20 protein-coding genes and 1 pseudogene are annotated in these 22,483 nt (G+C 68.8%); 7 read left to right on the top strand and 14 right to left on the bottom strand.

All coding sequences use genetic code 11. The annotated features are described in order from the left end of the window. The first annotated feature begins 111 nt into the window (after positions 1–111). Positions 112–555, top strand: coding sequence for a hypothetical protein (locus JAO81_RS26030; RefSeq protein ID WP_199550361.1), 444 nt, complete (start codon positions 112–114; stop codon positions 553–555). 195 nt (positions 556–750) lie between these two features. On the opposite strand, the gene JAO81_RS26035 is transcribed toward JAO81_RS26030, so the two are convergent. Then, positions 751–957, bottom strand: a complete 207-nt coding sequence (locus tag JAO81_RS26035; RefSeq protein ID WP_199550362.1) for a hypothetical protein — start codon at positions 955–957, stop codon at positions 751–753. Positions 958–1,075: 118 nt separating this feature from the next. Here JAO81_RS26035 and JAO81_RS26040 point away from each other — a divergent pair, with 118 nt between their 5' ends. Beyond that, positions 1,076–1,516, top strand: coding sequence for a hypothetical protein (locus JAO81_RS26040; RefSeq protein WP_199550363.1), 441 nt, complete (start codon positions 1,076–1,078; stop codon positions 1,514–1,516). A gap of 140 nt (positions 1,517–1,656) precedes the next feature. Here the strand turns inward: JAO81_RS26040 and JAO81_RS26045 are convergent, their stop codons facing one another. The 13 genes from JAO81_RS26045 to JAO81_RS26105 form a co-directional block, all read right to left on the bottom strand. Then, positions 1,657–1,881, bottom strand: a complete 225-nt coding sequence (locus JAO81_RS26045; protein ID WP_199550364.1) for a hypothetical protein — start codon at positions 1,879–1,881, stop codon at positions 1,657–1,659. 279 nt (positions 1,882–2,160) lie between these two features. Further along, a complete protein-coding gene (locus JAO81_RS26050; RefSeq protein WP_199550365.1) occupies positions 2,161–2,793 on the bottom strand; it encodes a helix-turn-helix domain-containing protein in 633 nt (210 codons plus the stop codon). 266 nt (positions 2,794–3,059) lie between these two features. Next, the gene (locus JAO81_RS26055; protein ID WP_199550366.1) at positions 3,060–3,950 is read right to left on the bottom strand and encodes an extensin; all 891 of its coding nucleotides are present in this window, start codon (positions 3,948–3,950) and stop codon (positions 3,060–3,062) included. Beyond that, positions 3,947–4,888: a bifunctional lytic transglycosylase/C40 family peptidase gene (locus JAO81_RS26060; RefSeq protein WP_199550367.1), complete on the bottom strand. Its 942-nt coding sequence runs from the start codon at positions 4,886–4,888 to the stop codon at positions 3,947–3,949. The genes JAO81_RS26055 and JAO81_RS26060 overlap by 4 nt, the downstream gene beginning before the upstream one ends. Continuing rightward, positions 4,885–5,871 carry a replication-relaxation family protein gene (locus tag JAO81_RS26065; RefSeq protein WP_199550368.1) on the bottom strand — a complete coding sequence of 329 codons (987 nt, stop codon included), beginning with the start codon at positions 5,869–5,871 and terminating at the stop codon, positions 4,885–4,887. Before JAO81_RS26065 ends, JAO81_RS26060 begins: the two co-directional genes overlap by 4 nt. A 29-nt stretch (positions 5,872–5,900) precedes the next feature. After that, positions 5,901–8,315 carry a helicase HerA domain-containing protein gene (locus JAO81_RS26070; RefSeq protein WP_199550369.1) on the bottom strand — a complete coding sequence of 805 codons (2,415 nt, stop codon included), beginning with the start codon at positions 8,313–8,315 and terminating at the stop codon, positions 5,901–5,903. Further along, positions 8,303–10,138 carry a VirB4 family type IV secretion system protein gene (locus JAO81_RS26075; RefSeq protein WP_199550384.1) on the bottom strand — a complete coding sequence of 612 codons (1,836 nt, stop codon included), beginning with the start codon at positions 10,136–10,138 and terminating at the stop codon, positions 8,303–8,305. Before JAO81_RS26075 ends, JAO81_RS26070 begins: the two co-directional genes overlap by 13 nt. 68 nt (positions 10,139–10,206) lie before the next feature. Further along, complete coding sequence (locus JAO81_RS26080; RefSeq protein WP_199550370.1) at positions 10,207–11,154, bottom strand: PrgI family protein; 948 nt, start codon at positions 11,152–11,154, stop codon at positions 10,207–10,209. 43 nt (positions 11,155–11,197) lie between these two features. Then, complete coding sequence (locus tag JAO81_RS43450; RefSeq protein ID WP_307813710.1) at positions 11,198–13,099, bottom strand: hypothetical protein; 1,902 nt, start codon at positions 13,097–13,099, stop codon at positions 11,198–11,200. A 71-nt stretch (positions 13,100–13,170) separates the two neighbouring features. Next, the gene (locus tag JAO81_RS26090) at positions 13,171–13,551 is read right to left on the bottom strand and encodes a pilin (RefSeq protein WP_374194349.1); all 381 of its coding nucleotides are present in this window, start codon (positions 13,549–13,551) and stop codon (positions 13,171–13,173) included. Positions 13,552–13,866: 315 nt separating this feature from the next. Further along, positions 13,867–14,637 carry a hypothetical protein gene (locus JAO81_RS26095; RefSeq protein ID WP_199550371.1) on the bottom strand — a complete coding sequence of 257 codons (771 nt, stop codon included), beginning with the start codon at positions 14,635–14,637 and terminating at the stop codon, positions 13,867–13,869. An 875-nt stretch (positions 14,638–15,512) separates the two neighbouring features. After that, positions 15,513–15,704, bottom strand: a complete 192-nt coding sequence (locus JAO81_RS26100) for a hypothetical protein (RefSeq protein WP_199550372.1) — start codon at positions 15,702–15,704, stop codon at positions 15,513–15,515. A 242-nt stretch (positions 15,705–15,946) separates the two neighbouring features. After that, the gene (locus JAO81_RS26105) at positions 15,947–16,201 is read right to left on the bottom strand and encodes a DUF6332 family protein (RefSeq protein ID WP_199550373.1); all 255 of its coding nucleotides are present in this window, start codon (positions 16,199–16,201) and stop codon (positions 15,947–15,949) included. Positions 16,202–17,078: 877 nt separating this feature from the next. On the opposite strand from JAO81_RS26105, the gene JAO81_RS26110 reads away from it, so the two are divergent. From JAO81_RS26110 to JAO81_RS26130, 5 genes and pseudogenes are all read left to right on the top strand, one after another. Next, positions 17,079–17,558, top strand: coding sequence for a hypothetical protein (locus JAO81_RS26110; RefSeq protein ID WP_233415917.1), 480 nt, complete (start codon positions 17,079–17,081; stop codon positions 17,556–17,558). Between the two features lie 11 nt (positions 17,559–17,569). Then, positions 17,570–18,544, top strand: coding sequence for a TRM11 family methyltransferase (locus JAO81_RS26115; RefSeq protein ID WP_199550375.1), 975 nt, complete (start codon positions 17,570–17,572; stop codon positions 18,542–18,544). Further along, positions 18,531–19,817 carry a DNA cytosine methyltransferase gene (locus JAO81_RS44080; protein ID WP_374194350.1) on the top strand — a complete coding sequence of 429 codons (1,287 nt, stop codon included), beginning with the start codon at positions 18,531–18,533 and terminating at the stop codon, positions 19,815–19,817. Before JAO81_RS26115 ends, JAO81_RS44080 begins: the two co-directional genes overlap by 14 nt. A gap of 460 nt (positions 19,818–20,277) precedes the next feature. Beyond that, on the top strand, positions 20,278–22,350 hold the full coding sequence (locus tag JAO81_RS26125; protein WP_233415918.1) for a recombinase family protein: 2,073 nt from the start codon (positions 20,278–20,280) through the stop codon (positions 22,348–22,350). Next, positions 22,254–22,483 (top strand): annotated as a pseudogene (locus JAO81_RS26130) (dihydropyrimidinase); the annotation flags it as partial. The gene JAO81_RS26125 and the pseudogene JAO81_RS26130, both read left to right, overlap by 97 nt.

Below are 22,483 nucleotides of genomic sequence, written 5' to 3' on the forward strand. Positions count from 1 at the left end.
CCTGCGGAATCCGCCTCGGACGTGCGCCTCCCGCACAGCCCCTGCCCGACGGGGGGGGCCCCACCGGGCGGTGGACTCCCCCCCCCCACGCCCCCCGCAAAGGATGAAATGATGGAACGTCGCCCGGTTGTGCACGACCCGCTTCCGGCAGCGCGGCAAGTCCACGTATCGGGGCCTGGAACACGGCTGCTCGTCGAGCACCTTGGCTGGAACGCCCCGCATGCGGAACTGGCTGCTCGGCACCTGCCCGGCGATCGCGCTTACCGTCTTGCCCGGGCTCTGTCGCGCACCGCCGCTGAGCTCGACGACGCCTACTGTCTTGCCCAGCGTGCCGGAGGGCGGCTGCGCGAGGACCGTGCCGTCATCGATGACGCAGCAGGACGATCCGCCGGGGTCGCAATCCAGGAGGCGGCGCACGAGTTGGAGCAGGCTTTGCAGTGCTGCGAGTTGGTCGACACCGCTCTGGTGCGGCTGCTCGCCGCCTATCTCGACCTGGTTTCCGAGTCAGGACAGGGGCACGCAGCCGACGGCGACATCGGTGGCACGTGCGTCTGAGTGAGCTCGGTCGCCGACCGGGGCCACGGGCGCGCACATAGCGAGCATTTCCCACAGTGGCTCACCCGAAGTGCTGAACTCGGTTCACGCGTAGATCATTTTGTGTCAACGCGGGGTAGCTCCAGAACGTCAACGGGCCGACTTCCGTTGGCCCGTCACGCTGCTGGAGAGGGGGCGGGCGCCGTGCCCCGTCGCTCAATTGTCCTGCTGACCACCGCTGCCTGCCTGGCCCTGGCCTCCGTTCCCGTAGCCGCCGAGCCGCAGCATGCTCCCGCTCTCGGCGTGGCCGTACGCGGGGTCACCTGCACCGTCGTTGTGGACTCCGCCGTCGTTCGGAACAAGCCGCGCCAGCGCGCCACAGCCCTGGGAGTTGTCCACCTGGGTGAGACCTGCCGAGTCCACGGAACGGGCACCGGTCGCTGGATCAAGGGCACCTTCTCCGGTCGTGGACTCACCGGCTACATCCGCGCCGACCTGGTTTCCCTCGGCGCGGAGAACCTCACGCCCATCTGATGTCGCCATGAACGACACCACGGTCCACCGGCCTTACCGCGAGGCAGTTCACCGAATCCTGTGTGACACCCATGCGCAGCTGCAGACCGCCGCCGAGACCAGTGAGCACGTTCCGCGTCTGGAGGCGCTGCTGGTCCAGGCGGCTGGACTCGCCGGCGCCTCCTTCCTCAACGCCGAGCCACGGCCGGGGATATGGGCGGTCAAGGAGGCTGCTCGGGCGCTGCTGGCCCGGGCGGACCTGGAGCATCCGCCGCGCCTGACCGACTCTCGGTTGCTCAGTCGGCTACGCGTTCTCGACGAACTCCCACTCGACGAACGGATCGTGCTGGTTGCCGACAGCGCTGCGTGGACCAGGGTGCGCCCGGTGACGACACTTGAACTGCCGCCTCTGCCGCAGCAGCCAGCCGCCTCGCCAGGGGATGTGCGATGCATCGACCCGCACCTGTGATCGATCTCCAAGCCGGGGCGCGAGGAGGGTGACTCACCAATCAGTGAGATCCACCAGATACCGGCAATGGGGATCGTCCGACCAATCGGACCTCCGGTACTCCTCCTCGAGCATGGAGGGCAACACAGCCTAGAGGGCCGTCAGTGCCCACCCGGTCGTACGTCGGCGGCGACCACGCCGGAGAGCTCATCGCTGCCCATGTAGAGGCGCAGCAGGCCCTCTCCGCGGAAGAGGACTCCGCGCAGTTCCGATCCGATCTCGTCGGCGAATGGGCGCGCCAGGCATCGCAGCAGCGTGGCGGACCAGTCGTCGCTGGTGAATGGTGGCGGTTTCACCTGGTGCGGGTTGACCAGGTAAAGATCCATGCCGAGCACGGAACTGACCCTCCTGGGCAGGTAGATGTGTGTTCCCGTGTGCACAACCCGGAGCAGGGCGACAACGTCGTGAGAGATGCGCAGGTCCTCTCCGTCCCTCAGCGGGATCTCGTAGGCGGTCAGCAGGCTTGGTGTGCATTCGCCCCTGCAGTACGCCGTGGTCACGCCGACGACATTTCCAGCCCTGCAGGCGCCACGCGGTGTGCCTGCCGGCAGCGCCACAGGTCGGGGCGCGCGAAGTGCGGCCCAGACCTCTGGCCTGACAGTGGACTACCGCGGCCCGCAGGGCTTGGCGGCCAGCCGATAAGTGCGCGGTCGTTCCGTCCGCTGTTCAGCGACCCCATCCGCAGTGATCTTGACGAGCACGTTGGCAATGGCACCTGAGGATTTGCCGATTGCACGGCTGATCTTCGTTGCGGTGAAGGCCTCGTCGGGGTGCGCGGTCAGATGGTCGATCACCAGTTGCCGCAAGGCGCCGGGAGCAAGGCGGTTCTTCTGGCCAATCAGGGCAGTTGTGCTGGGTGTGGGGGCAGCAGAATGCCCGCTCTCCACGGCCGGTGCGGGTGCGCTGTCTTGGTCGCCGTCCTGGGTGACCGGGGTGCTGGTGCCGCTGTCCGCGATCGGCGCGGCACGCCAGCGGTCGGGGACGCGCCGCGCGCCTTCATGGCCACCGCGAGTGCGTAGGGCCAGGCCGTGCTCCTCCAGCGTCACCAGTGCCTTGCCGGTCGCGGAGCGGCTGACGCCTGCGGCCAGGGCGAGTTCGGCGACGGTGGCCTCGCCGGGCATGGCGGTGAGTTCGGTGTAGATCGCGGCGGGAATTCCGGTGAGTCCGGTCAGGGGCTGCGGGGCGGGTACTGCGCGTAGTGCGCCGACGGGACTGTCCGTGTTGTTGGTGCTGGACATGGGGAACCTCGGTCTCTGGTGGTGGAGCGGGATGTTGAGGTCCCCGGCCGGGGAGCGGCTCTCGCGAGGAGTGCCACTGAGTGTTCGGTCGGGCGCGTGCGCAGCGCGGAGATCCCGGCCGAGCGCGGTCTGCCGGGATGGGTGTTCGCCCGAAGCGTTCCCGTTCCGATCGATCGCTCGTCGACCATGGACCCTCGATCGGCCCGCTCTGTCAAGCGGTGCTCGCAGACCGAACCGATCGGTGACGGGAGCACGATCGAAGCTGGTCAGGAGCTCGTGGACCGATCCGCGCCGTCGTGGGCGGCCAGCTGCGCGTACAGCTGGCGGGCACGGGCCGGGCCAATCCGCAGATCGCGGCGCAGCCGCCAGACACTGGCGGGCCGACCGGTCGCCACACGAACCTGCTCATCCAGGGCCACGGCCCGCTTCCATACTTCGCCGACTGGCGGGCGTTCCGGGTCAGCATCGGCCCCGCGGGCCAGCGGACCCGTGCCGGGCGCGCTGTGGGCGAGTGTGGGGCTGTGGTGGCGCAGGTCCTCCCTGGCAGAGGGCGGCGTGGGGGCGGGGTCGTCGTTTCGACGCGGCAGGTCCCGGAGTGGCGTGCGATCGATCGCGGGAAGCTCGGCGGTGAGTGGATCGGCTTGCGGCGCGCCGCATCCGACGGTCTGTTGACCCAGGCTGGTCAACGAATCGTCGCGATCTGGTTCAGCGATCGGATTCAGAAGCGGGGCGGCCGAGCGCCGATACGAAGCGACGGTCTCCGTCACCAGCACCAACAACACGGTCGGCGCGGCGTGCAGCAAGATCGAGGCCGGATCCGCGCCGGTCGGCCACCCGATACGGCCGTCGGGCCAGACGGACTCCCAGACGTTCATCAGTGTGGCCATGAGCCCGGTGAACCAGCGCAGCAGAGCTGACCAGCCAGATGCCCGAACTCCCCATGCAGCCAGCCGCGCCTCCGCATACAGGACGATGACCAGGCCGAGGGCCAGCATCGGATCCAGCAGGACCGCTATGGGCCACGGCACGCCTCGACGGACCGCGAACAGTGTGACGTTGACAGCCGTGAACACCAGGGCGATGAAGGCCACCACACCCAGCGCCGTCGTCAGCACCCTCAGGAACTGCCGCGCTTCTCCCGGAGTGGGGCCGCTCACCGGGCACTGCCTCGGGGCGCTGCGGGCCGGACGGAACCCTGGAAGTTCATGCGGCCCAGATCGACGGGCCGCTCACGTACGACAGCTCCCGGCCGTGGGGCGTCGATCATCTTCCCGCCCCCGGAGTAGATACCGACGTGCGTGATGTTCCGTGGGCCATTGCCGAAGAACAGCAAGTCGCCCGGGATGAGCGGAGCGTTGCGCGGGTGGCGCGGTCCTGCGTCGTACTGGGCCTGGGCGACTCGAGGGATGCGGATGCCGGCGGCGCGGTAGGCGGCCTGGGTGAGGCCGCTGCAGTCGAAGCCTCCCTCGGACGGACCGTCACCGCCCCACACGTACGGAGTGCCGAGCTGAGCTCGAGCGAAGGCCACTGCCTTACCTGCTGCCCTGGTCGGTGCAGGAGCGATGGCTGCATACCTGTCGGCGACCTTGAGGACCTTGTCGACGTACCAGTCCGCGTGGTTATACGCGAAGATTGCACGGCGTAGATTCTTGCCGTTCTTCGCACCGTTGGCGCACAGCAGCCGTGCTGCCGCGTACACGGCGTCGACCGGGTCCCATGGAGTTGGAGGGCGCTTTCCTCCAGGTGGGACAGGGTGTGCGTACGCTTTGAATGTAGAGGGCAAGAATTGCATCGGCCCTACAGCACCTGCCGAAGACACCATCGTCGGATGCCGTGCATGGTCGGTCTCGACCTTCCCGATTGCCGCCAGGATCGTCCAGGACAGGCCCGGGCACTCGGGTGCGGCGCGCTGATAGAGAGCCAGGTAGTAGCGGGGGATGTCGGCGAGCGCGTGCTTGCTGGGCGAAGCCGAACCGCCGCTGTTTCCGGTGGGGATGAGGGAGCCGAGCAGCGCGGCCACGATCAGTGCGGCAAGCAGTGGGAGCGCGAGGACCGTGCAACCGGCCACGCCGGCGGTCTTGGTGAGCGTGCTCATGGCCCGGGTTCCGGCTGAGGAGGGAGCGGCGGGACGGGCAGGGTCAGGGCGGTGTCGGCGTCGGTCGGCTCCAGGCCTGCTGCCTTGGTGGTGCCGGGCCACAGGACGACGAGGCCGGTCAAGGTGGTGCGGCGGGTTGCCGCGGTCAAGGGAGTCCACCACCCGCCCCACGGCATTTCGGTTGTGAAATCGACGGAACTCGTGGCCACCTGCAGGCCCAAGTCGCGGGCCGGGGCCACGAGTCGGCGGCGCAGCGCGAGGTCGCGGGACTGGGTGCGGGTGAGCAGGAGGAGGACGGGGCGTGTGCCCGTAGTGGTGGTGAAGGCGGAGTAGCCGGCGAGCTTGGCCTCGACTCGAGCGAGGGGCTGGCTGCCGGTGTCGAATTCGAGGAAGAACGGCAGTATGCGGTCGCCGTCGTGCCAGTGCGCGTAGGCGTCGGGGCGGACGATGTCGCCCCAGCGGCGGGCGCAGGAGCGTTCCGACAACCAGAGTTCGAGGCCGGTGCCCGGGGTGGTGCGGCCATGCGCGGCGAGGTGGATGAGGGTGTCGTTGACGCCTAGGTCGTGGCCGAGTGAAGGGGAGTAGGCGATGCGGCCGGTGGAGGTGGGACGCCAGCCGGTGGCCGCGGTGTCCAGGCCGGCGTGGGCTGCGAGGAGGGAGGCGCCGGCGGGGCCGAGGGTGTAGTGCTCGGGCGCGGACCCGGTCTGGAACAACGGGCGGAAAGAGTCGACTACTCCGTACTGATGCAGGGTGCGCAGGCGGCGTTGAGCGGAGCGCAGGCCGGTGAAGGCCAGGCGGGCGATGTGGGTGGCAGTGAGGACGCGGTGCTCGTGGAGCATCGCGGCGAGCCACAGGTCGCGTGCGGTGAGGCGGCGGGTGAGGGCCACGATGTCGAGGCGGTGTCCGGGGCGGGCGCGGGTGGTGGCGGCGCGGGCGGTGTAGCGGGAGCCGGGGCCGTGGTCGGGGCGGGGGAGTGCGGTCATGGCGATCACCACCGAAGGGCGGGCTGTGGTCAGGGGGTCGCGCGGCGGGGGTGGTGGCCGAAGCGGGCGGCGGCTGAGGCGCGCAGGTCGGCGGCGCGGCCGGGTACGGGCGGTGGCAGAGGCCGGGTGGTGAACGTGAACGCGGCCGACTCGGCGCCTGCGGTCAGCAGATGCGCTCCGGCCTGGAACGGCCCGAGGTGCGCGAGGTCGTGCGCTGTGAGGGTGGGGAGCGTGTGGCGCTCCAGCGCATTCGCGTCCTCGGGGGAAGCGTTGAAGAAGACCTTGTTGCGGGCGTTCGCGGAGATGCCTTCGCGCAGGTCGCGGGGGAGCTGGGCGAGGTGTTGGTGGGCCAGGCCCATGGACAGGCGGTAGCCGCGGGCTTCGGCGAGCATGTCCTCCAAGGGGTAGGGCAGCGTGAGGAAGTTGTGGCACTCGTCGATGTAGAGGGAGGCGTCGATGCGGTCGCCTTCGGGGGTGCGGGCGCGGGCTGCAGCTGACTGCCAGGTCTTGGCGACGATGAACGAGCCGAGCAGGCGCGCGGTCTCCTCGCCGAGGGCGCCTTTGGGGAGGCGGGCGAGGAGGATGCCGCCGTCGAGGACCTGGGCGAGGTCGAAGGTGGAGGGGCCGGCGGAGATGGCTCGGCGGGCGAAGTCGCGGAGCAGGAAGGCCCGCAGTTTGTTCATGACCGGGCCGACGACCGCGGCGCGCGAGGGCTCGGACATCGACTCGTACCAGGCCCAAAAGCCGCGCAACACTGGGTCCTTGAGCGCGGGGACGATACGGAGCCGGTAGGCGGGCTCGCCGAGGAGGCGGGGGACGTCGGCCAGCGTGACCAGTTGGTGTGAGAGCGCGGCGTGTTTGAGGAGGGACAGGCAGGCGGCGCGCATCACGTCGTCGGTGCGCGGCCCCCAGAACGCGGAGAAGATCCGACGGAAGATGCCGGTGATGTTGTCCACGACGACGTCGATGTCGTCGCCGTCCAGGACATTCAGGCAGGGCGGGGCGTGGGTGTCGTCGGGGTCGATGAGGACGAGCCGGTCGGCGCAGGTGTCCGGGAGGCGGTCCAGGAGGTCGGTGACGAGGTCGCCCTTCGGGTCGATGACGATGACGCCGCGGTGGTGGCGTACGTCGTCGAGGGCGAGGTTCGCGATCAGAGTGGACTTGCCGCAGCCGGTCGCGCCCATGACGTGCAGATGGTGTCGGCCGTCGGGGACGGAGAAGCCGATCGGGCGGCGAGCGCCGATGTCGGAGCGGCCCAGTGGCTTGACGCCGTTGCCAGGCGCGGGTTCGGGGATCTGTGGAGGTGGTAGGACGGAGCGCGCGCCGGCCCGCCGTACTCCCGGAGCATCGGGATCGATGGGGAGGTGGGCCAGGGCAGCGAGCTCGGGGACGGACAAGACGCTGGCGCGGCGCGGGAAGCGGCGCTGGGTGAGCGGCTCGTGGGGGTGGGGCAGACGAGTGCGGGCGAGCCAGTTGCGGTCGGCGAAGAGACCGAACGCCGAGGCCAGGCCGTGGGCTCGGCCGCGGACAAGTTGTCCGGCACCCTCGTGCTCGGGGCTGCAGGAGGCGGCGTACGTGATCGTCGTCTGCCACTGCGGTCCGGCGAGCTTGCTTGCGGACTGCCGTACGGAGGCGGCGTGTTCGGGATCCTGCTTGCCCGTCGACCCCGGCTGCGGACGATGGGCGAGCAGTGCGGTCAGGCCGGGCAGTCGCCGGGCGGATTGACCGGCTTTGAGGCAGCGGGCGTGGCGGCGTACGCGACGCAGCACATGTCCGGTGGCGGGCCGTGCGAGCACCTGGACGCAGGCGCTCTCGTCCTCGCGCATGCCGGTCGCCGCCTGGAGTAGCGGGCGGATCGGGTCGGTGGGGTGATCGGTGCGCAAAGGGAGCGCGTCAGGACGGGCTGTGCGTACCCGGCCGGCGCTGACTGCGTGGCCGGGCGGGAGTAGGGCGTCGGCTGCGGTGACTCGAGTGTGCGCACCGGGCCAGGCGGCCTCTACAGCCCGCCGTACCAGGGACAGCGGGATCGCTTGGGGGACCCAGAGTTGGATACGCAGGCCGGTATGCGACCAGACATACTCGAGCCCCAGGTGCGGCTGACCGGCGAGCGCGCGCCGCCACCACGGGCGCAGGACCCCCGACAGCTGCGCCCACAGGACCTCCCCTCCCTTGGGGGCGACGACCGGCGGGGACAGCACCTCGATACAGCGGGCCCCGATGCTGAAGCGCTGAGCCCGTCGCGCCTGCAGATGCCGGCGCAAGGCGTACCCGCCGATCGCGACGGAGGCAGACGCGGGGGCGAGAACGTGAGCCTGCCGCGCGCACCAACGTGCGGCCGCTCCAGGGACGTTGGCCCACAGCGACGACGGGTTGGTCAGGAACTCCACCAGCGGACCCGCAGGCTCAGCGGCCGCCAGGAGAAGGGTGGCCGTCACAATTCCCACCCCTCGTCGTCATCGATAGCAGGCTCGATGTATGAGGCATCGAGCTCGGAACCGTGGCCGTCGTCGAGGGGTGCACCGTCGTCGGGGAAGTCGTCGATCACCTGGCGATGCGCGGCAAGCTCGCCTGGATCAGTCGTAATGACGGCATGTTCGCCAGACGACGCGACGTTGATCAACGCGACCTTCCGGCGACGGCTGTCGCCGGTCAGCAGCAGTGCCTCGCCGCGCGCTGCCGACAGCAGGAACTCTCGTTCCCCGTAGGAGAGATGGAAGGTGTCCGCGATCTGGTCGATGGCCTGAGGTGCCTGACGCAGCAGTACCTGGGTGGCGGCGTTGGAGACGATCGCACGGCCGAGTGGGGAGGCGAGGACGTCGTCCGCGTCCTGGGTGATGACCGCGAGCCCGGTCCAGCGTTTGCGTGCGGCTTTGGCCATTCGGAACAAGAATCGGGCTCCTGCTCCTTCGCGCATCAGCCGCCATGCCTCGTCGACGACGACCAGGTGCCGTCCCTCGGTTGCCCGTTGGGCGACCTGGCGCCAGATGGCGTCCAGGGCGAGCAGCATCGCCGGCGCCTGGACCTCGTCCGGGAGTTGGCGCAAGGCGAAGACCACGAGGTGTCCGGACGCATGGGCGGTGCTGGGCCCGTTGAACAGCTGAGCGTGTGAACCGGTCACGTACGGGGCGAGGCGGTCAGCGAGTTCGCGGGCGGCGCCCTTGTCCTCCGCGGCGAGTACATCCGCCAGGTCCGAGAGCTGCGGCGGGGTGCGCCGCCAAGTCCGCGCGTCGCTGGTGATGCCCGCATGGGCGTACGTGGCCAGGATCGCGCGGTCCAGAATCGCCTTGTGAGCCGGCTCGAGCTCGCCGTCGAGCAGCACGGCGAGAAAGGTGTGCAGGAACAGAACCCGGCGGGTCAGCACGTCCCCGCCGCGCTCCGCTGCACGTGGCAGGTCAAAGGGGTTGAGACGCACTCCTTCCGCGCCGAGCGCAACGACCCGCCCGCCGACGGTCTCCGCCAGGCGTACGTATTCGTCCTCGGGGTCGATCACCGAGGCGGTGACGCCGGTGAACAGCAGCCGCAGCAACTCGAGTTTGGCGCCATAGGACTTGCCGGCGCCGGAGCGGGCCAGGGTGATCGAGTTGTAGTTGTCCTGGGCGAAGCGGTCCCACAACACCGGAGCGCCTGAGGCTGCGTTCAGCCCGTACAGCACGCCGGTCGGCTGACCGTCGCTGTCCAGCGGCGGCGGCAAGTCGGGGCTGGTGAACGGGAAACACGACGCGAGCGCGGCGGTGTCGAAGGTGCGGCGGATCTTCAGCGTGTCGATACCGAAGGGCAGGGTCGCCAGCCAGCCGGGCAGCGCGCGGTAGGTCGTCGGTGCCACTGTGAGCAGCAGCGACTCGGCCACCGCCCGGACCGCTGCGACCTGCTCGGCCAACGTGTCCTCGTCCGCGGCGTGCACGGTCAGGTAGAGCGCGACGTGGAACAGCTTTCCTTCGCCGCGGGCGATGCGGTACGCGAGATCGGCGGCGTCCTGCGCGGCCGCTTCAACCTCCGGCTCGTCGAGGCGCCCTTTGTCGTAGCCGGCGCGCCTTCCGGACTCCAGCCGGGCCCGCTGCTTCTTCAACCCGGATGCCGCTACGGGGTTGGGGATCGGGTCGATGTGCAGTGCGATGTCGAGATGGCCGGGGAAGTTGAGCAGCGGGGCGAGCCAGCCGGGCGTGACCTCGGCGGGGTAGCCCGTCACCACCAGAGTGGAGGCGAGATGTGCGCCGACGGCCAGAGCTCGCGCATGGACCTCGATCGCCTCAGGGCCGACGACCGGCATCGCGGAGGTGGAATCAAGCAAGTCCACGGCCAAGTCCGGATGTTGAGCGGCGGCTCGGAAGATTCGTTTCACGGCAGGTCACCGCCCTGCGGCGTGGGGGAGTCGGGGTTGCAGGCGTCGGAGACCAGGGCCGCGCCACCGGCGGCGTCGAGCGGGGAGACGGTGACTTCGGCCGGGGCCAGCGCCCGTACGGCCTCATGCACGCGCTGCACCGCCCGACCGCCTCCGGTGAGGGGGCGCCCTCGACTGAGCGATCGTTCCTCGCGCGCGATGAGAACAGCCTGGCGCCCGAGCAGATCGCCTCCGGCGGCGAGCTCGGACAGGAAGGCGGCATGCGCGCGGGCCGCCTCCTCCAGGGCGGGGTGGGGCAGGGCAGGTGCGTCGTGCTGTAGCCGTTCTGCGAGTGGGGCCAGCTCGATGCGGTGGCACCGTACGAGCAACTGGGTGGGGCCCGTGAGCGAGTTGAGCCACCTGCCAAACGCGGCGATCAGCCCCTGCTGCTCCGCCCCGGACCGCAGATCGAAGTTCACCATCGAGCAGGTCGCCAAGGCCGCATGCCCATCCCCGCGCAGATCCATAACGCCGGGCTCGGCGATCGCCTCGCCAGGGATGCGCATGGCCGTCGGGCTCGGGCCCGCTGCGTGCACGAGACCCTGACCGATCAGTTCCGGGAGCGGCGGTACGCCCTCGGGCGCGTACACGCGTCGCTTCGGTGTACGGGCATGGGCGAGTGCGGCGAACAGGAAACGGTCGAGCCCGATCCCCTCACGCCGCCCCACTGCCAGCGCGGTCACCGCACCCGCAACCGGGATGATCATGACCAGATAGGCGAGCGGCGCCATGAAAGGCCGGGCGGCCCAATAGCCGCCGTAGAGCAACGCCGCGCATACGGAGAGGATCGCGGTCTGCCGCGCGGTCAAGGGCCCCAGCAGTCGATCTTCGCGGCTGATGTCGGACGGAACTCTCACGGCAGTGATCGCGTCGCTGTCGTCGTACCTGCTGGGATTGCTGGTCACCGGGAACCTCCAAGGACCGGGTTTTGCGCGGGCGGCTCGGGAGTCAGGAGCGCGGCGGTTCCATCGGGAGCCGGAGCTGCATCGGCCGCGCGGGGCGCAGGCGGACGCGCGTGGCGGGGATCGGGAGCGCCAGCTGGCGGGCCCGCACCGCCGGGGCAAGGCGAGTGGCCGAGATGCGTGTCGGGGCCGGCGGGGTAGGCGACGCGGCCCCAGACGCGGGTGCCGGCTGCGCGGCACGTGGGCGACGGTCGGCAGGGATTGGCAACCGGGTCTGCACGGCGCGCGGCCGGGCGGCGGGGACGCGGGCCACCTTGATGGGTAGGGCGAGTTGGCGCGCACGACGTGCCGCGGCGGGGTGAGGGACTGAGCGCGGACCGGCGGTCAGGGCCTTCGGCACGGCGGACTTCGTGCCGGAGCCGGGACGGCCTCGGCGTGGAGTCGGGCGTGGCGTGGTCGCCGTCGTACGGGAGGACTTCGTCGCTCGCGTACCGGACGCTGTCGAGGCACCACCTCCCTGCGCCCCTGTGGCCCCACCGGGTCGTGGCGCCTGCGCACTTGAGGCCCCATGCGACCGCCCGCCCCGACCAGTTGCGACCTGCGCTGCCGCTCCAGCAGTGGCACGTCCAGCACGTCCGCCCACCATCCCGGCCAGTAGCCCACCCCACGGGCGGCCACCACCAGGACGCCCGCCGCCCCCTGGGCCGCCTCGCGACGAAGGGCCGCCTGCACCGCCGCTACCACCCGTGCCACCGCCGCGCCCGAGCCCGGGAACGCTGGACACGGCCCGGCTCATCAGCCGCCACTGCACCGCCGACCGCACCATGCCCAGCGGCCCGAACACGCTCGAGCCCGTATGGAAGACATGCCGCAGACACCAGCCAGGAATCTTGAACAGGATCCAGAACAGGGCGAGACCGGCCAGCATCGTGCCGAGCTGACTCGGCTTCGGGAAGCCGAGCAGCGTCGCCCCTGGGGCGTAGAACATCTTCAACGCGACCACGAACGTCATCGACTGGGCGACCTGAATCGTCAGGCACCCGGCCAGCGCCCTCCACCACATCCGCGCGACGCCATCGGTCACAGGATGGGCGTGACAGGCGAGCGCGAGCGGAGCCGCGACGGCAAGCAGCGCGATCACCGCGACCCGGATGATGTAGCCGATCAACACCGCCAGGATCAGCACCACCGTGACCACCGCGAGCAGCAGCAGATACAGCTTCAACCCGGGCGCACCGAACAACGCGAACGGGATGACCCGCTCGACCAACCCCTTTCCCGCATCCGTCATGTCGGTGCCCATCACTGCGTGCGAGAGGGCGTTGGCCAGCTCGATCGCCTTGCCGATCACTGTCAGCGACAGGGCGGCGGCCACCATCCCGATCAACAACCGCGGCAGAATCTGCTTGAGCGCGTACCGCGACTGGACCGTCTCGTATCCCATGACGGTGATCCCGCCGGCGGTCACGAACAGCACGTAGATCCCGGCGGCGATGGCCATGGACCCGGTCCACATCGCCTTGATCGGACCCTGTTCGGTCACGTCAGGGGTGGACAGCAAGGTGTCCGCGAGCAACTCCCGAATCGGCTTCATGAGCTGCTCAAGGAGCATCCCGAGGAACGCCGTGACCGCATTTACGATCATGCCGGGGACATCAAGGAGCGGGCCGAAGTTGAAGCCCCCGCTGTGGTCGCAGTCGCTCGGATCGCCGTCCGCCTCACACGCGTGCGGCGTGGGGCCGGGCGTCGGCTCGCGCTCGCCGGACCCGCCGGCGTCCTCGTCATCGTCTCCCGGATCGGCGGGACGCGGGGTGGGGCCGGGTGTCGGCTTGGGCTCCGGATCGTCGTCCGGTGTGGGTGCAGCGGGGCCGGGCTGCGGATTGGGAGGCTCGGGATCCGCGGGTACGGCAGTCGCGGCCGCAGCGTACGGAGCCTGCAGGAGTGTCACTGTGACAGTCGCTCCGGTCAGCACGAGCAGGATGCTGGCCAGCAGGCGAGCGGCACACCTGAACCGGGCCATCACTCGCCACCGCCCTCACCGACGATGCCCTGGAGCACGGTGACGAGTACCGGCGCCAGGATGGCGAGGCCGTAGCCGATCGCCGCGGCCTTCAACGCCCGTTTGGACGACTCGACTTCGCCTGGATCACCGCCGGCCATCAGATAGCGCAGCCCGCCGAAGGTCAGAAAGAGGGTGGCGAGTCCGGCGAGGATGCCGACGATCCAGTTCCGCAGATTGTTGATCACGGTTGGGATGTCTGCCGCCGCCCATGAGACGGGCGACTCGGCCAGCAACACGAAAACGGTGAGGCCTGCGACCAACACCAGGCGGCCACCCCACCGCAGCGGACGGGGCAGACGCCGACGACGCTGCGGCGTCCGGTCAGGCCGGTGGAGCATGACTGGCATGGCACACACACCTCCATCGGGCTCACGTCGACGGGCGAAACGGGAGATAGAAATAGGAGGAGGCGGGTGCGGGTGGGCGGGCCCTCCCAGGCGCCGTCCTCCTTCACGAGGCGGGCAAGGGTTTCCGGGGTGTCAGCACCAGACGGCAAACCCACCCGCACCAGCCGGCCCGGGATCGGGCCCGCACACTCGCGGGCCCCGTCCCGGTCCGGTCCGGCCCGCGCTGCCGTTGGCCACGGGAGCGCGGAGCCGTTCCTGCCTCGTATGGAGAAACCCGGCGCCGGTTTTCTCGCCTACTCGCTGGCGCTACTGCGTATCGCCCTGCGCTCGCAGATACTCCGCCAGCCGCTGCTCGGCGGCACCGCGGCGCCGGTACAACTGGGCCAGACTGATGCTGCGTTCAGCGGCAAGTTGACGCATGTGCACCCCGTGCAGCCGACTGCGCGCGATCAGCTGTGCCTCGCTGATGTCGACCACGCGAGCCCGCACTGCCCGCGCGAGGGCCTCGTGCTCGCTGCCGGGATGGTCGGTGTCTCGTCGGCCGTGCAGCCGACCCAGCCGGACGCCGGCATCACCCACCTCGTGAGTGGCCCTTCGCTGAGCCGCGTACACGAGCCGGTGCACCGCCCGGTCGGCGGCCCTTAGGAGGGCCCAGTCCAGCTCCGGGTGATCCACCGGCAGCGTCGCCAGTGCGGCGACGAGCCCGGCCAGCGCCTCCTGCTCGGCTTCGGCCCGCTCGATCGGCAACGGACGTGGCAGCCGCGCGAGTTGCCTTCGAAGTGCCGGAACGGCCATCGCCAGCGTGACGGTCGTCCACGGATCGCCGAGCGTGTGCGAGCGGCGGACCACCTCCCGCCACACCTCAAGACGCTTCTCGGGAGGCGTGCTGGGGTGCACGAGGCGGGCGCGAACCTGGTCCACGGGAAGTGCTTCGACGACCGGCTGCGTACAGACGAGTTGGGCGGGCAGAGTCAGCGGCTGAGGCGCGCGGGCCAACGCGAGGAACGCGTCGTCCAGCAGCTCCAGCGGGGAGTGAGTCGCCTGCGGGTGATGGGCGTTGTAGTGACGGGGGTGCATGTCGGCTCCCTGAGCGAGCGGTCGACTGGAACACCGCCATCACCTCAATTCCCCGTGCCACCGCCGCGCCACAACAGAACCGTCACTGGGCCATTGGCGAACCGCCACCGAGCAACTGTGGGAACGACGCCCCTCCCGCCCGGGCAGAAGTCGCCCTGACCAGCGACGGCCTGAACCTCGACGGCAGCAGCGTCGCCCCGGCGAAGATTTTCCAAGAGAACTCTGGCGAGCTGCTCCCCGCACCACTTATTGATCTTGATGGCTCGGTGGTGGTTCGTTAACGGCTCGGGGGTGGCGCCAGCTTTCGTTCTACATCCGGAAGACGGTGGGATCGGGCCGCACCGGCTCACACAGCATCGAAGATCCGGAGGCGGCTGGCCGCCTCGTCAGCTAACGACCTTGATCAGAGCAGAGTTTGGTGAGTTCGGGCTGGTGTGGAAGGGGCGTGCTGTCTTCGCGATTGCAGTGCTACTCGCGGCATGCGGTTCTTCCGGCGGCAACGCGGGAATGCCGGCCGCCCGGACGGCAATGGCGGCAATCAGACGGAGGAGTCCCGCACTGCTACCTCGAATGTCCGTGAGGTCAAGGCGCCGACGCGGCTATCGCCCGACCAGGCGTCGCACTGCCGACCCCAGCCGGGGAGGCGAAGTCGTCGCTCGGCGGGCCGCAGTATCCGCCGCCGCGGTCTTCGCTCGAGGTGAGGTCTTCGGCGCGGACCTCGTGAGCCGCCGCACGGCCCGGACGGCGAAGGGCGCCTGCGCCACAGCCTTGGCCGTCGTACGGGGCACCCTCGTGGGCATTGTTGACGAAGGCGCGGGGGGCGCTGGGAATGATCTGTGATGTCGGGCATGACGGGTTCACTGCCACTCGGAGCGCTACGGCGACGGTTGCGGGGCCAAGTGGCAGTAGTGCCAGTCCGCGTGCTCGTGCGGCTCGGCGCCGGACATGTGGAGCACCTGGATCGCGCCGCCGAGTTCGAGCATTCCCGCGGGCTGGCCGTCCTCGATCACCGGCAACGTGATCGCTTGCCCGTCACAAGGCCCGCCCTCAATCCGCAGAGTCAGCATGTAGGGATCGGCGGCGGGCCGGATGATTGGGCTACCTCCAGCCGCTGCACTGGATTTGTCTGTGGGGTGTGTAGCGCCACTGTTCAGTGCAGACTTGCACCCACACGTTCTCGATGGCGGCAGGCTTGGCCTCGCGCGGGCCCGCACGCTGCCGTCCCCGCCACGCTGGATGGCACCACTCATGCCGCCGCGATTCCGTCGGCCGAAGCAAGGTGCCTGACCTGTCGTAGACGAATTGGGCGTCAGTGCCCTAGCCGGCGGTTTGCATCAAACCGCATCAGCACCCGCACGACGCGCCAGATACCCGCCGCCGCCCCCAGTACTGCCCCCACCACCAGCAGTGCCTTCCCGGCGGGTGCTGTCACACCGATGGCCAGCGCCGGTACGAGCAACGCAGCGAAAATCAGAACCGCGAGCGCAACAGCCGTCACCAGGGCAAACATGATCTCAACCGTCATCGCGTCCTTCTCCCAACGCGACTCACGCCCCGTATCCATGCCGCAAGTCTCACATAACGGCGAAGGGGAACGTGGCCTCGGCCTGTACGGGAAGGCGGTGAGCTTCGGCTACTTCGTTGGTCAGTCCGCCCTGCATGAACGGCCTCCGATGACGCCTCAGTGAATGCAGTGCCTATCGGGACTTGACGGAACTTCCTGTCAGGCACCAGTGGAGGTTTGCCCCACCACCGGTAGTTGTTCCTGACGTGGGAGATGGTGTCGCCGGCCCCTTACCGCGCCCGCGCGGCGAGCAGGAGCAGGCCCCGGCGAATACCACTGGGACCCCGCCAATGGGGCCGGACACAAACGCTGAGGCGCCGATGAGGACTTCCAGCCGCCCTACAGCAGCGCCCCGCCGCCGACGCCCGCGCCGAAGTAGCGCTGAGCCTTCACGTCGAAGACCGGTTGCGGCGTCAAGTCCCGGGGCTGAGGACGCTCGTATCCGGGGAGCTGGGGGCGCCGCAACTGGACCGGCTGGCCGTGCCAATGATGACGTCTGACTCAGGCGCACGAGGAGGACGGCGTCACCATGTGGGAGTACGCCTACCGCCAGGCCCTGCATGCCCGCGGCGCCCCTGGGCTGCGCGCCGAGCGCTGGCAACCCGGCGGGCTGGTGAGAATCATGACCACCTGCCTTCTCCATCACAGTCGTCAGCACCAGACGACAGGTCCTTCGTAAGCGCCTCGCACTGGCATGAACCATCGAGCTCCGTACTCCGCATCGTCTCCCGGCTCGAATCCCTTGCCATCCACGATCTGGCTCCCTGGACCGAACGATGCTGAGACCCACCCTGCGCCCGGGTGTGTGCTGCCGCGTTGGGCTCTCGACAAGATCCGTAACGAGTTCACGTCCGGTGTCGGTGGCCCGTCGGGACCCATGGCCAAGATCGCGGTGCGCGACGTCGAACCCGGCATGGATGCCCGAATGCCGTGCGAGACCTTCGACGGGCAGCCTCTGGACGCACGCACCAGCCGCGCGATGTCGCTGCTGCTGGCCGAGCTGCACCCCGACACCCTCCAGTACGCGCCACGCCACGTGTCTGCTGCGGTAGGGATGGCTGATGCGGTGGGAGGCGGCTGGTCCGACTTCTTCTGCCGTGCCCACCGCGTATTGCCTGCAGGCGGCCTGCTGCTCCTGGCCACTCGCCAGCGCCGTGACAGCGGACGGCTGATCGATCCGCTCGGGACCTTGATCACCTGCGCCCGTACCGCAGGCTTCCGCTATCTGCAGCACATCGTGGTCGTCCACGCGCAGCCCGTCGGCGAACGGCTCGTCCCGGCCCCGCCCGCGGACGCCCCGCCGGGCCTGGTGCATTCCGATCTGCTCGCGTTTACGGCCATCCACGCCCAGGCATAGGGAAGTTCGCCATGCACAGCCCCGTCTCGGTGTGGAACACCGCACCCACCTCCGCCCCGGCCCAGCGTGCCGGCCGCTACGTGCCCGGCTCCTCCGACCACCCGGCCAAGATGCTCCCCGCCCTGGCCGCCCACGCGATCCGCACCTACACCCGCCCCGGTGATCTGGTCCTGGACCCGATGTGCGGGATCGGCACCACCCTCGTCGAGGCCCTTCACCTCGGCCGGAATGCGATCGGTGTCGAGTACGAACCCAAGTGGGCCCGCTTGGCCCGGCTGAACGCGTTCTCCGCGATGCACAAGGACGGCACCGGCCATGGAACGGTGCACTGCGGAGACGCCCGCGACCTACGCAACCTCATCCCCGCAGAACAGCACGGCAGGATCGCGCTGGTGGTGACTTCGCCGCCATATGGCAACTCGGTGCACGGACAAGTCAGTTCCAGCCGCGATAGCGGCAAGTCGGGCGTCGCGAAGAAGCACTACCGCTATAGCCGCGATCCGAACAACCTGGCACACGTCGGCGTCGGCCGGCTCCTCGTCGCCTTCACGGAAATCCTCACCCAGTGCCGGCATGTGCTGCGACCGGGCGGCACCGTGGTCATCACCACGCGTCCTTGGCGGGAGCGCGGCGAGCTCATCGATTTGCCCTCGGCCGCGCTTGCCGCAGGAACGGCGGCCGGGTTCGTTCCGACCGAGCGCAACGTCGCACTGCTCGCGGGCATCCGGGACGGCCAACTCGTCCCTCGCCCTTCGTTCTTCCAGATGAAGAACGTCCGCGACGCCCGCCGACGCGGCATCCCTCAGCACTTGATCGTGCATGAGGATGTGTTGTGCCTGGTCAAGGCGTCGGACGCGAGCAGGGGAGTGCCCGAGAGCGATCCGAGTGCGCCACGAGCCGCGTCCTGCCGAACCCGAAAGCCTCGTACCACCGCTACTTTCCACTCGCGTACCTGTCGCGTGGAGGGCGGCCATGCCATGCGGTGAGGTGGCGATCGGGTCGCTGTTCTCCGGCGTGGGCGGACTGGACCTCGGTGTACGGAGCGTCCTCGGCGGCCGCGTTGCATGGCACTGCGAGAACGACTCGCGGGCAGTACGCGTGCTCTCGCGGCACTGGCCGGACACGCCGAACCTGGGTGACGTGAGGGAAGTCGACTTCCGTCGAGTGGAGCCGGTGGACGTCCTTACCGCTGGCTTTCCATGCCAAGATCTCTCGCTGGCCGGGCCCCGTACGGGCCTCGTCGGCCCTCGCTCCGGCCTGTGGCAGCACACGGTCGAGGCTGTCCGCGTTATGAGGCCCTCCTTGGTGGTGATGGAGAATGTGCCGGGTCTGCTGTCCGTCCGAGCCGGAGCCGCCGGGACACTCGGAAGCCGACCGCATGCAGGAGACTCGGGAAGATCTGGTGCCGTTCGCGCGCTGGAATCCTGCCCGAGATGCCTGGGAGACCGAGCCAGTTCAACCGGTGTGCGGGCACTGGGCGTTGTTCTGTCGGAGCTGGCCGCCTGCGGGTACGACACGGCGTGGTGTCGCGTACGCGCCAGCGACGTCGGGGCGCCGCACAGACGGGCGAGAATCTTCCTCGCTGCATCGCCTGCGAGGCAGTGCCCCGAGGAACCGGCAGTTGAAGCCACGTACGGCACATTTGGCGAGCGACAGCAGCCCTCCACGCCCGGAAAAGCACAAGGCGGGCGCGGGCGGTCCGATTCCAGCAGCCGTGGTCGAGCACCTGCTGCCCACCCCCAGGGCCAGCGACGGGGCGAAGGGGTCCCCGAATCAGAAGCACGGCGATGGGAGCCGCACGCTTGCCTCCACGGCGGCCCTGCTCGCAAGCGCTGCGGACTTCAGCGAAGTCCGCGTCAGGGATGCCGAATTGCTGCTGCCCACCCCGACCTCGGCGGACGCCCACGGCGGTCCGGGCACCACACCGAAACGCAAGGGCGGCATCAACCTGCGCACAGCGATCACTCGCCTGCCGGCTGGTGGGGCGAATACCTGCCCGCCATCCGGCGTTGGGAGCACGTAACCCATAGGGCGGCGCCCGCCCCGACCGTGCCCGGCTCCAGCAGGCTGTCCGCCGAGTTCGTCGAGTGGATGATGGGCTTTGAGACCGGCTGGGTAACCGGAGCCGTCGATCTACCGAGGGCTGGTCATCTGCACCTTCTGGGTAACAGCGTCGTCCCCCTTCAGGCCGCCCATGCGGTGGACTTCTTGGTGGGATGCGCGACACCAAAAGAGGCCCGGTGTGAACGGCTCCGGTGATGAATGCAACAAGGGGGAAGGGCAGGGGTACCGGATGCATTCGCCGTCCTGCACTCAGCACCTACGACCCGGCATGCTGCCTTCCCAGCGGCCGGATCATGCTCGTCAAGAGCACACCGAGCATGAGGAACCTGCGGCCACTCCGGGAAAGGCCTCCCCATCCTTGCCAACAGACGGGCGAGTTGGGGGAGCGCCGAGTCAGGCGCAGTCAGAGAAACGATGCAGCCCGTACCCAAGGGTCGTGCGGTGCTGGAGACACCGAGAATTTGACCGCGAGGAGCGCTTGCAGCTGGCCAGAATTCTCTTCGAAGGCCTGATTCCCGACAAGGAAGATGGCCTTGAAGGACCTTCGGTAGGCGAGCAACAGCAGTTCCAAAGGCGTCGTATGGTCCGTGGTGCCATGAATTCACCTCGGTGACAAGAGGGTTGGGATGACCTCTGTCCGGATAGGGGATAAGGAATGCGTCGTTCCTCGCTTCCCCGGGCGCGCAACCCGCGTCAAGGGAATCTGAGAGTTGCGGTCTACCTTCGGGTGTCCACGGTAAAGCAGCTGAAAGGCTACGGCCTCAGCGTGCAGCATGACGAGTGTCATGCGTGGCTCGATTACCGGATCGGAAAGGGGAAATACACCGTCGAGATCTACACCGACGGTGGTGTCTCCGGGAAGCTGGCGAAGCGCCCGGACCTGGATCAACTGAACAAGGACGTCGCTGCCGGCCGCGTCGACCTTGTGATCTTCGGCAAGCTCGACCGTATCGGCCGCACCATGAAGGACATCCATCGCTGGGTCTACGACACCACGGACCTCGGCGTGCGCGTCGCAACGGCCGATGGCCGTATCGACAGCGAGGACGAGATGTTCGGCATCCAGCTCAGCCTCCTCGCTTACATGGCAGAGCTTGAGCACGCCATGATCCTCGACCGCACGGTGGGCGGGCGCGAGAAGAAACTGGCGGCCGGAGGCTGGCCCGGGGGAGTGGCGCCGTTCTGGCTGAAGCTCCCCGCGCAAGGTGTCATCGCGGATCCCACCCTGCGCGAGGACAAGGTGCGCCTGCTTGAGACTGCTGCCTGCTTCATCGCCGACGAGAACAAGAACGCGGATGAGGCGGGCCGAATGCTGAACGCCATGGGGCTGTTCACCAGACGGGGAAAGCCGTGGAGCGGTGCGAACCTCATCCGGACGTTCCGGCAGACCGCGCTCGACGGCTACATCATTTACCGGAACACGGAGCGGATTCACGGATCGACTCTTCGACGTGATGAGGAAGGGAATCCGCTCTACGGGGAGACGGTGCACATCCCGGTGCCTTTGGCGCTCCCTCCCGAGCGAGTGGCGCAGGTGCGAAAGGCTCTCGCATCGCGATCGTTTACCAAGGTTTCGGAAATGCAGTACCTCCTGTCCCAGCGGATCTTCTCGCCCTGCGGGAGCGGCTACACCGGAAGCTACCGCAGCGAACGGAACCGGAGGACGTACCGCTGCACAGGGAAGAAGTCCACGACGCCATGTGACTGCAAGGAGATCCTCGCTCAGCCGATGGAAGAGGCCACATGGAACGAGATCGCGCGGCTGGTAGGGGACGGGGAACACCTGAGGGGCATCGCAGCGGAATGGCTGGGCGGCATCCCCGAGCGCGCGGAGTCCTACCGGGAGCGGATCGCGGAGCTTGACGAACAGATCGTGCGAAGCCGCGCCACCCGCAAACGCAAGCTGGTCGGGCTCGCCGCGGCCTTCGCCGCGACGGAGAGCGACGCCGACGGCGACCTCACAGAGGACATCCAGCACACCATTGAGGAGATGAAGACCGAGCTTCGCGAGAAGGAGAAGAAGCTCCTCGCCATGCGGGACGAGACAGAGGAGTGGCTGCTCGACGCCGAAGCACAAGAACGCCACACCCAGGAGGTGTTGGACCTCATCGCCACGGCGCTGCCCGGACTCGACAACCTGACGTTCGAGCGCAAGCGAGAACTCCTGGCCCTGCTCGACGTACGCATCGACGTCTCGAGCGGGCACGTCGGTCAGATCAGGCCTGGTGGCTGCCCGTTCGAGAACTGGTTCACCGAGCAGGGCAAGTTGGTCCCACCTCCATTGACCGACGAACAGTGGAGCCGAGCGGCACTGGAAATCCCTGCCCCCAAAGCGCAGACGCGGCGCACCACTCAACCGCGCACCGCCTTCGAGGCATCCCTGATGAAGGTCCGCGACGGCATGCAATGGAAGGATCTGCCCGCATCGTTCGGTCGCCCCCACAGCGTGTATCAGAGAGCCCTGGACTACTTCGAACAGGGCGTGTGGCAGAAGGCTGTGCTCGCGCTCGGGGACTATGACGGCACCCCGGTCCCACCGCTCTACCATCTGCCCGACTTCAAGATCACAGGCTCGTTCGACGCCAGGCTCATGTGCCACGACACGAACACACAGGGGTGTACCTGCGACCAAATTTCAAGCTGTTCACGGCGTACCCCGGGGTCTTCTTCAGCGACGACGGGCAGATCCTGCGGGCGATGCAGCGGGCCGCGTCCAACGGCGGCATGATCATGATGCACGCCGAGAACGGTCTTGCCATCGATGTCCTCGTCGAACAGGCCCTGCAGCGCGGGGAGACGGACCCGCGCTACCACGGCGAAGTCCGCAAGGCGCTGCTCGAAGCCGAGGCGACGCATCGGGT

Origin of the sequence: Streptomyces sp. N35, assembly GCF_016464295.1 — a bacterium.
In the GTDB taxonomy this organism is placed as follows: domain Bacteria; phylum Actinomycetota; class Actinomycetes; order Streptomycetales; family Streptomycetaceae; genus Streptomyces.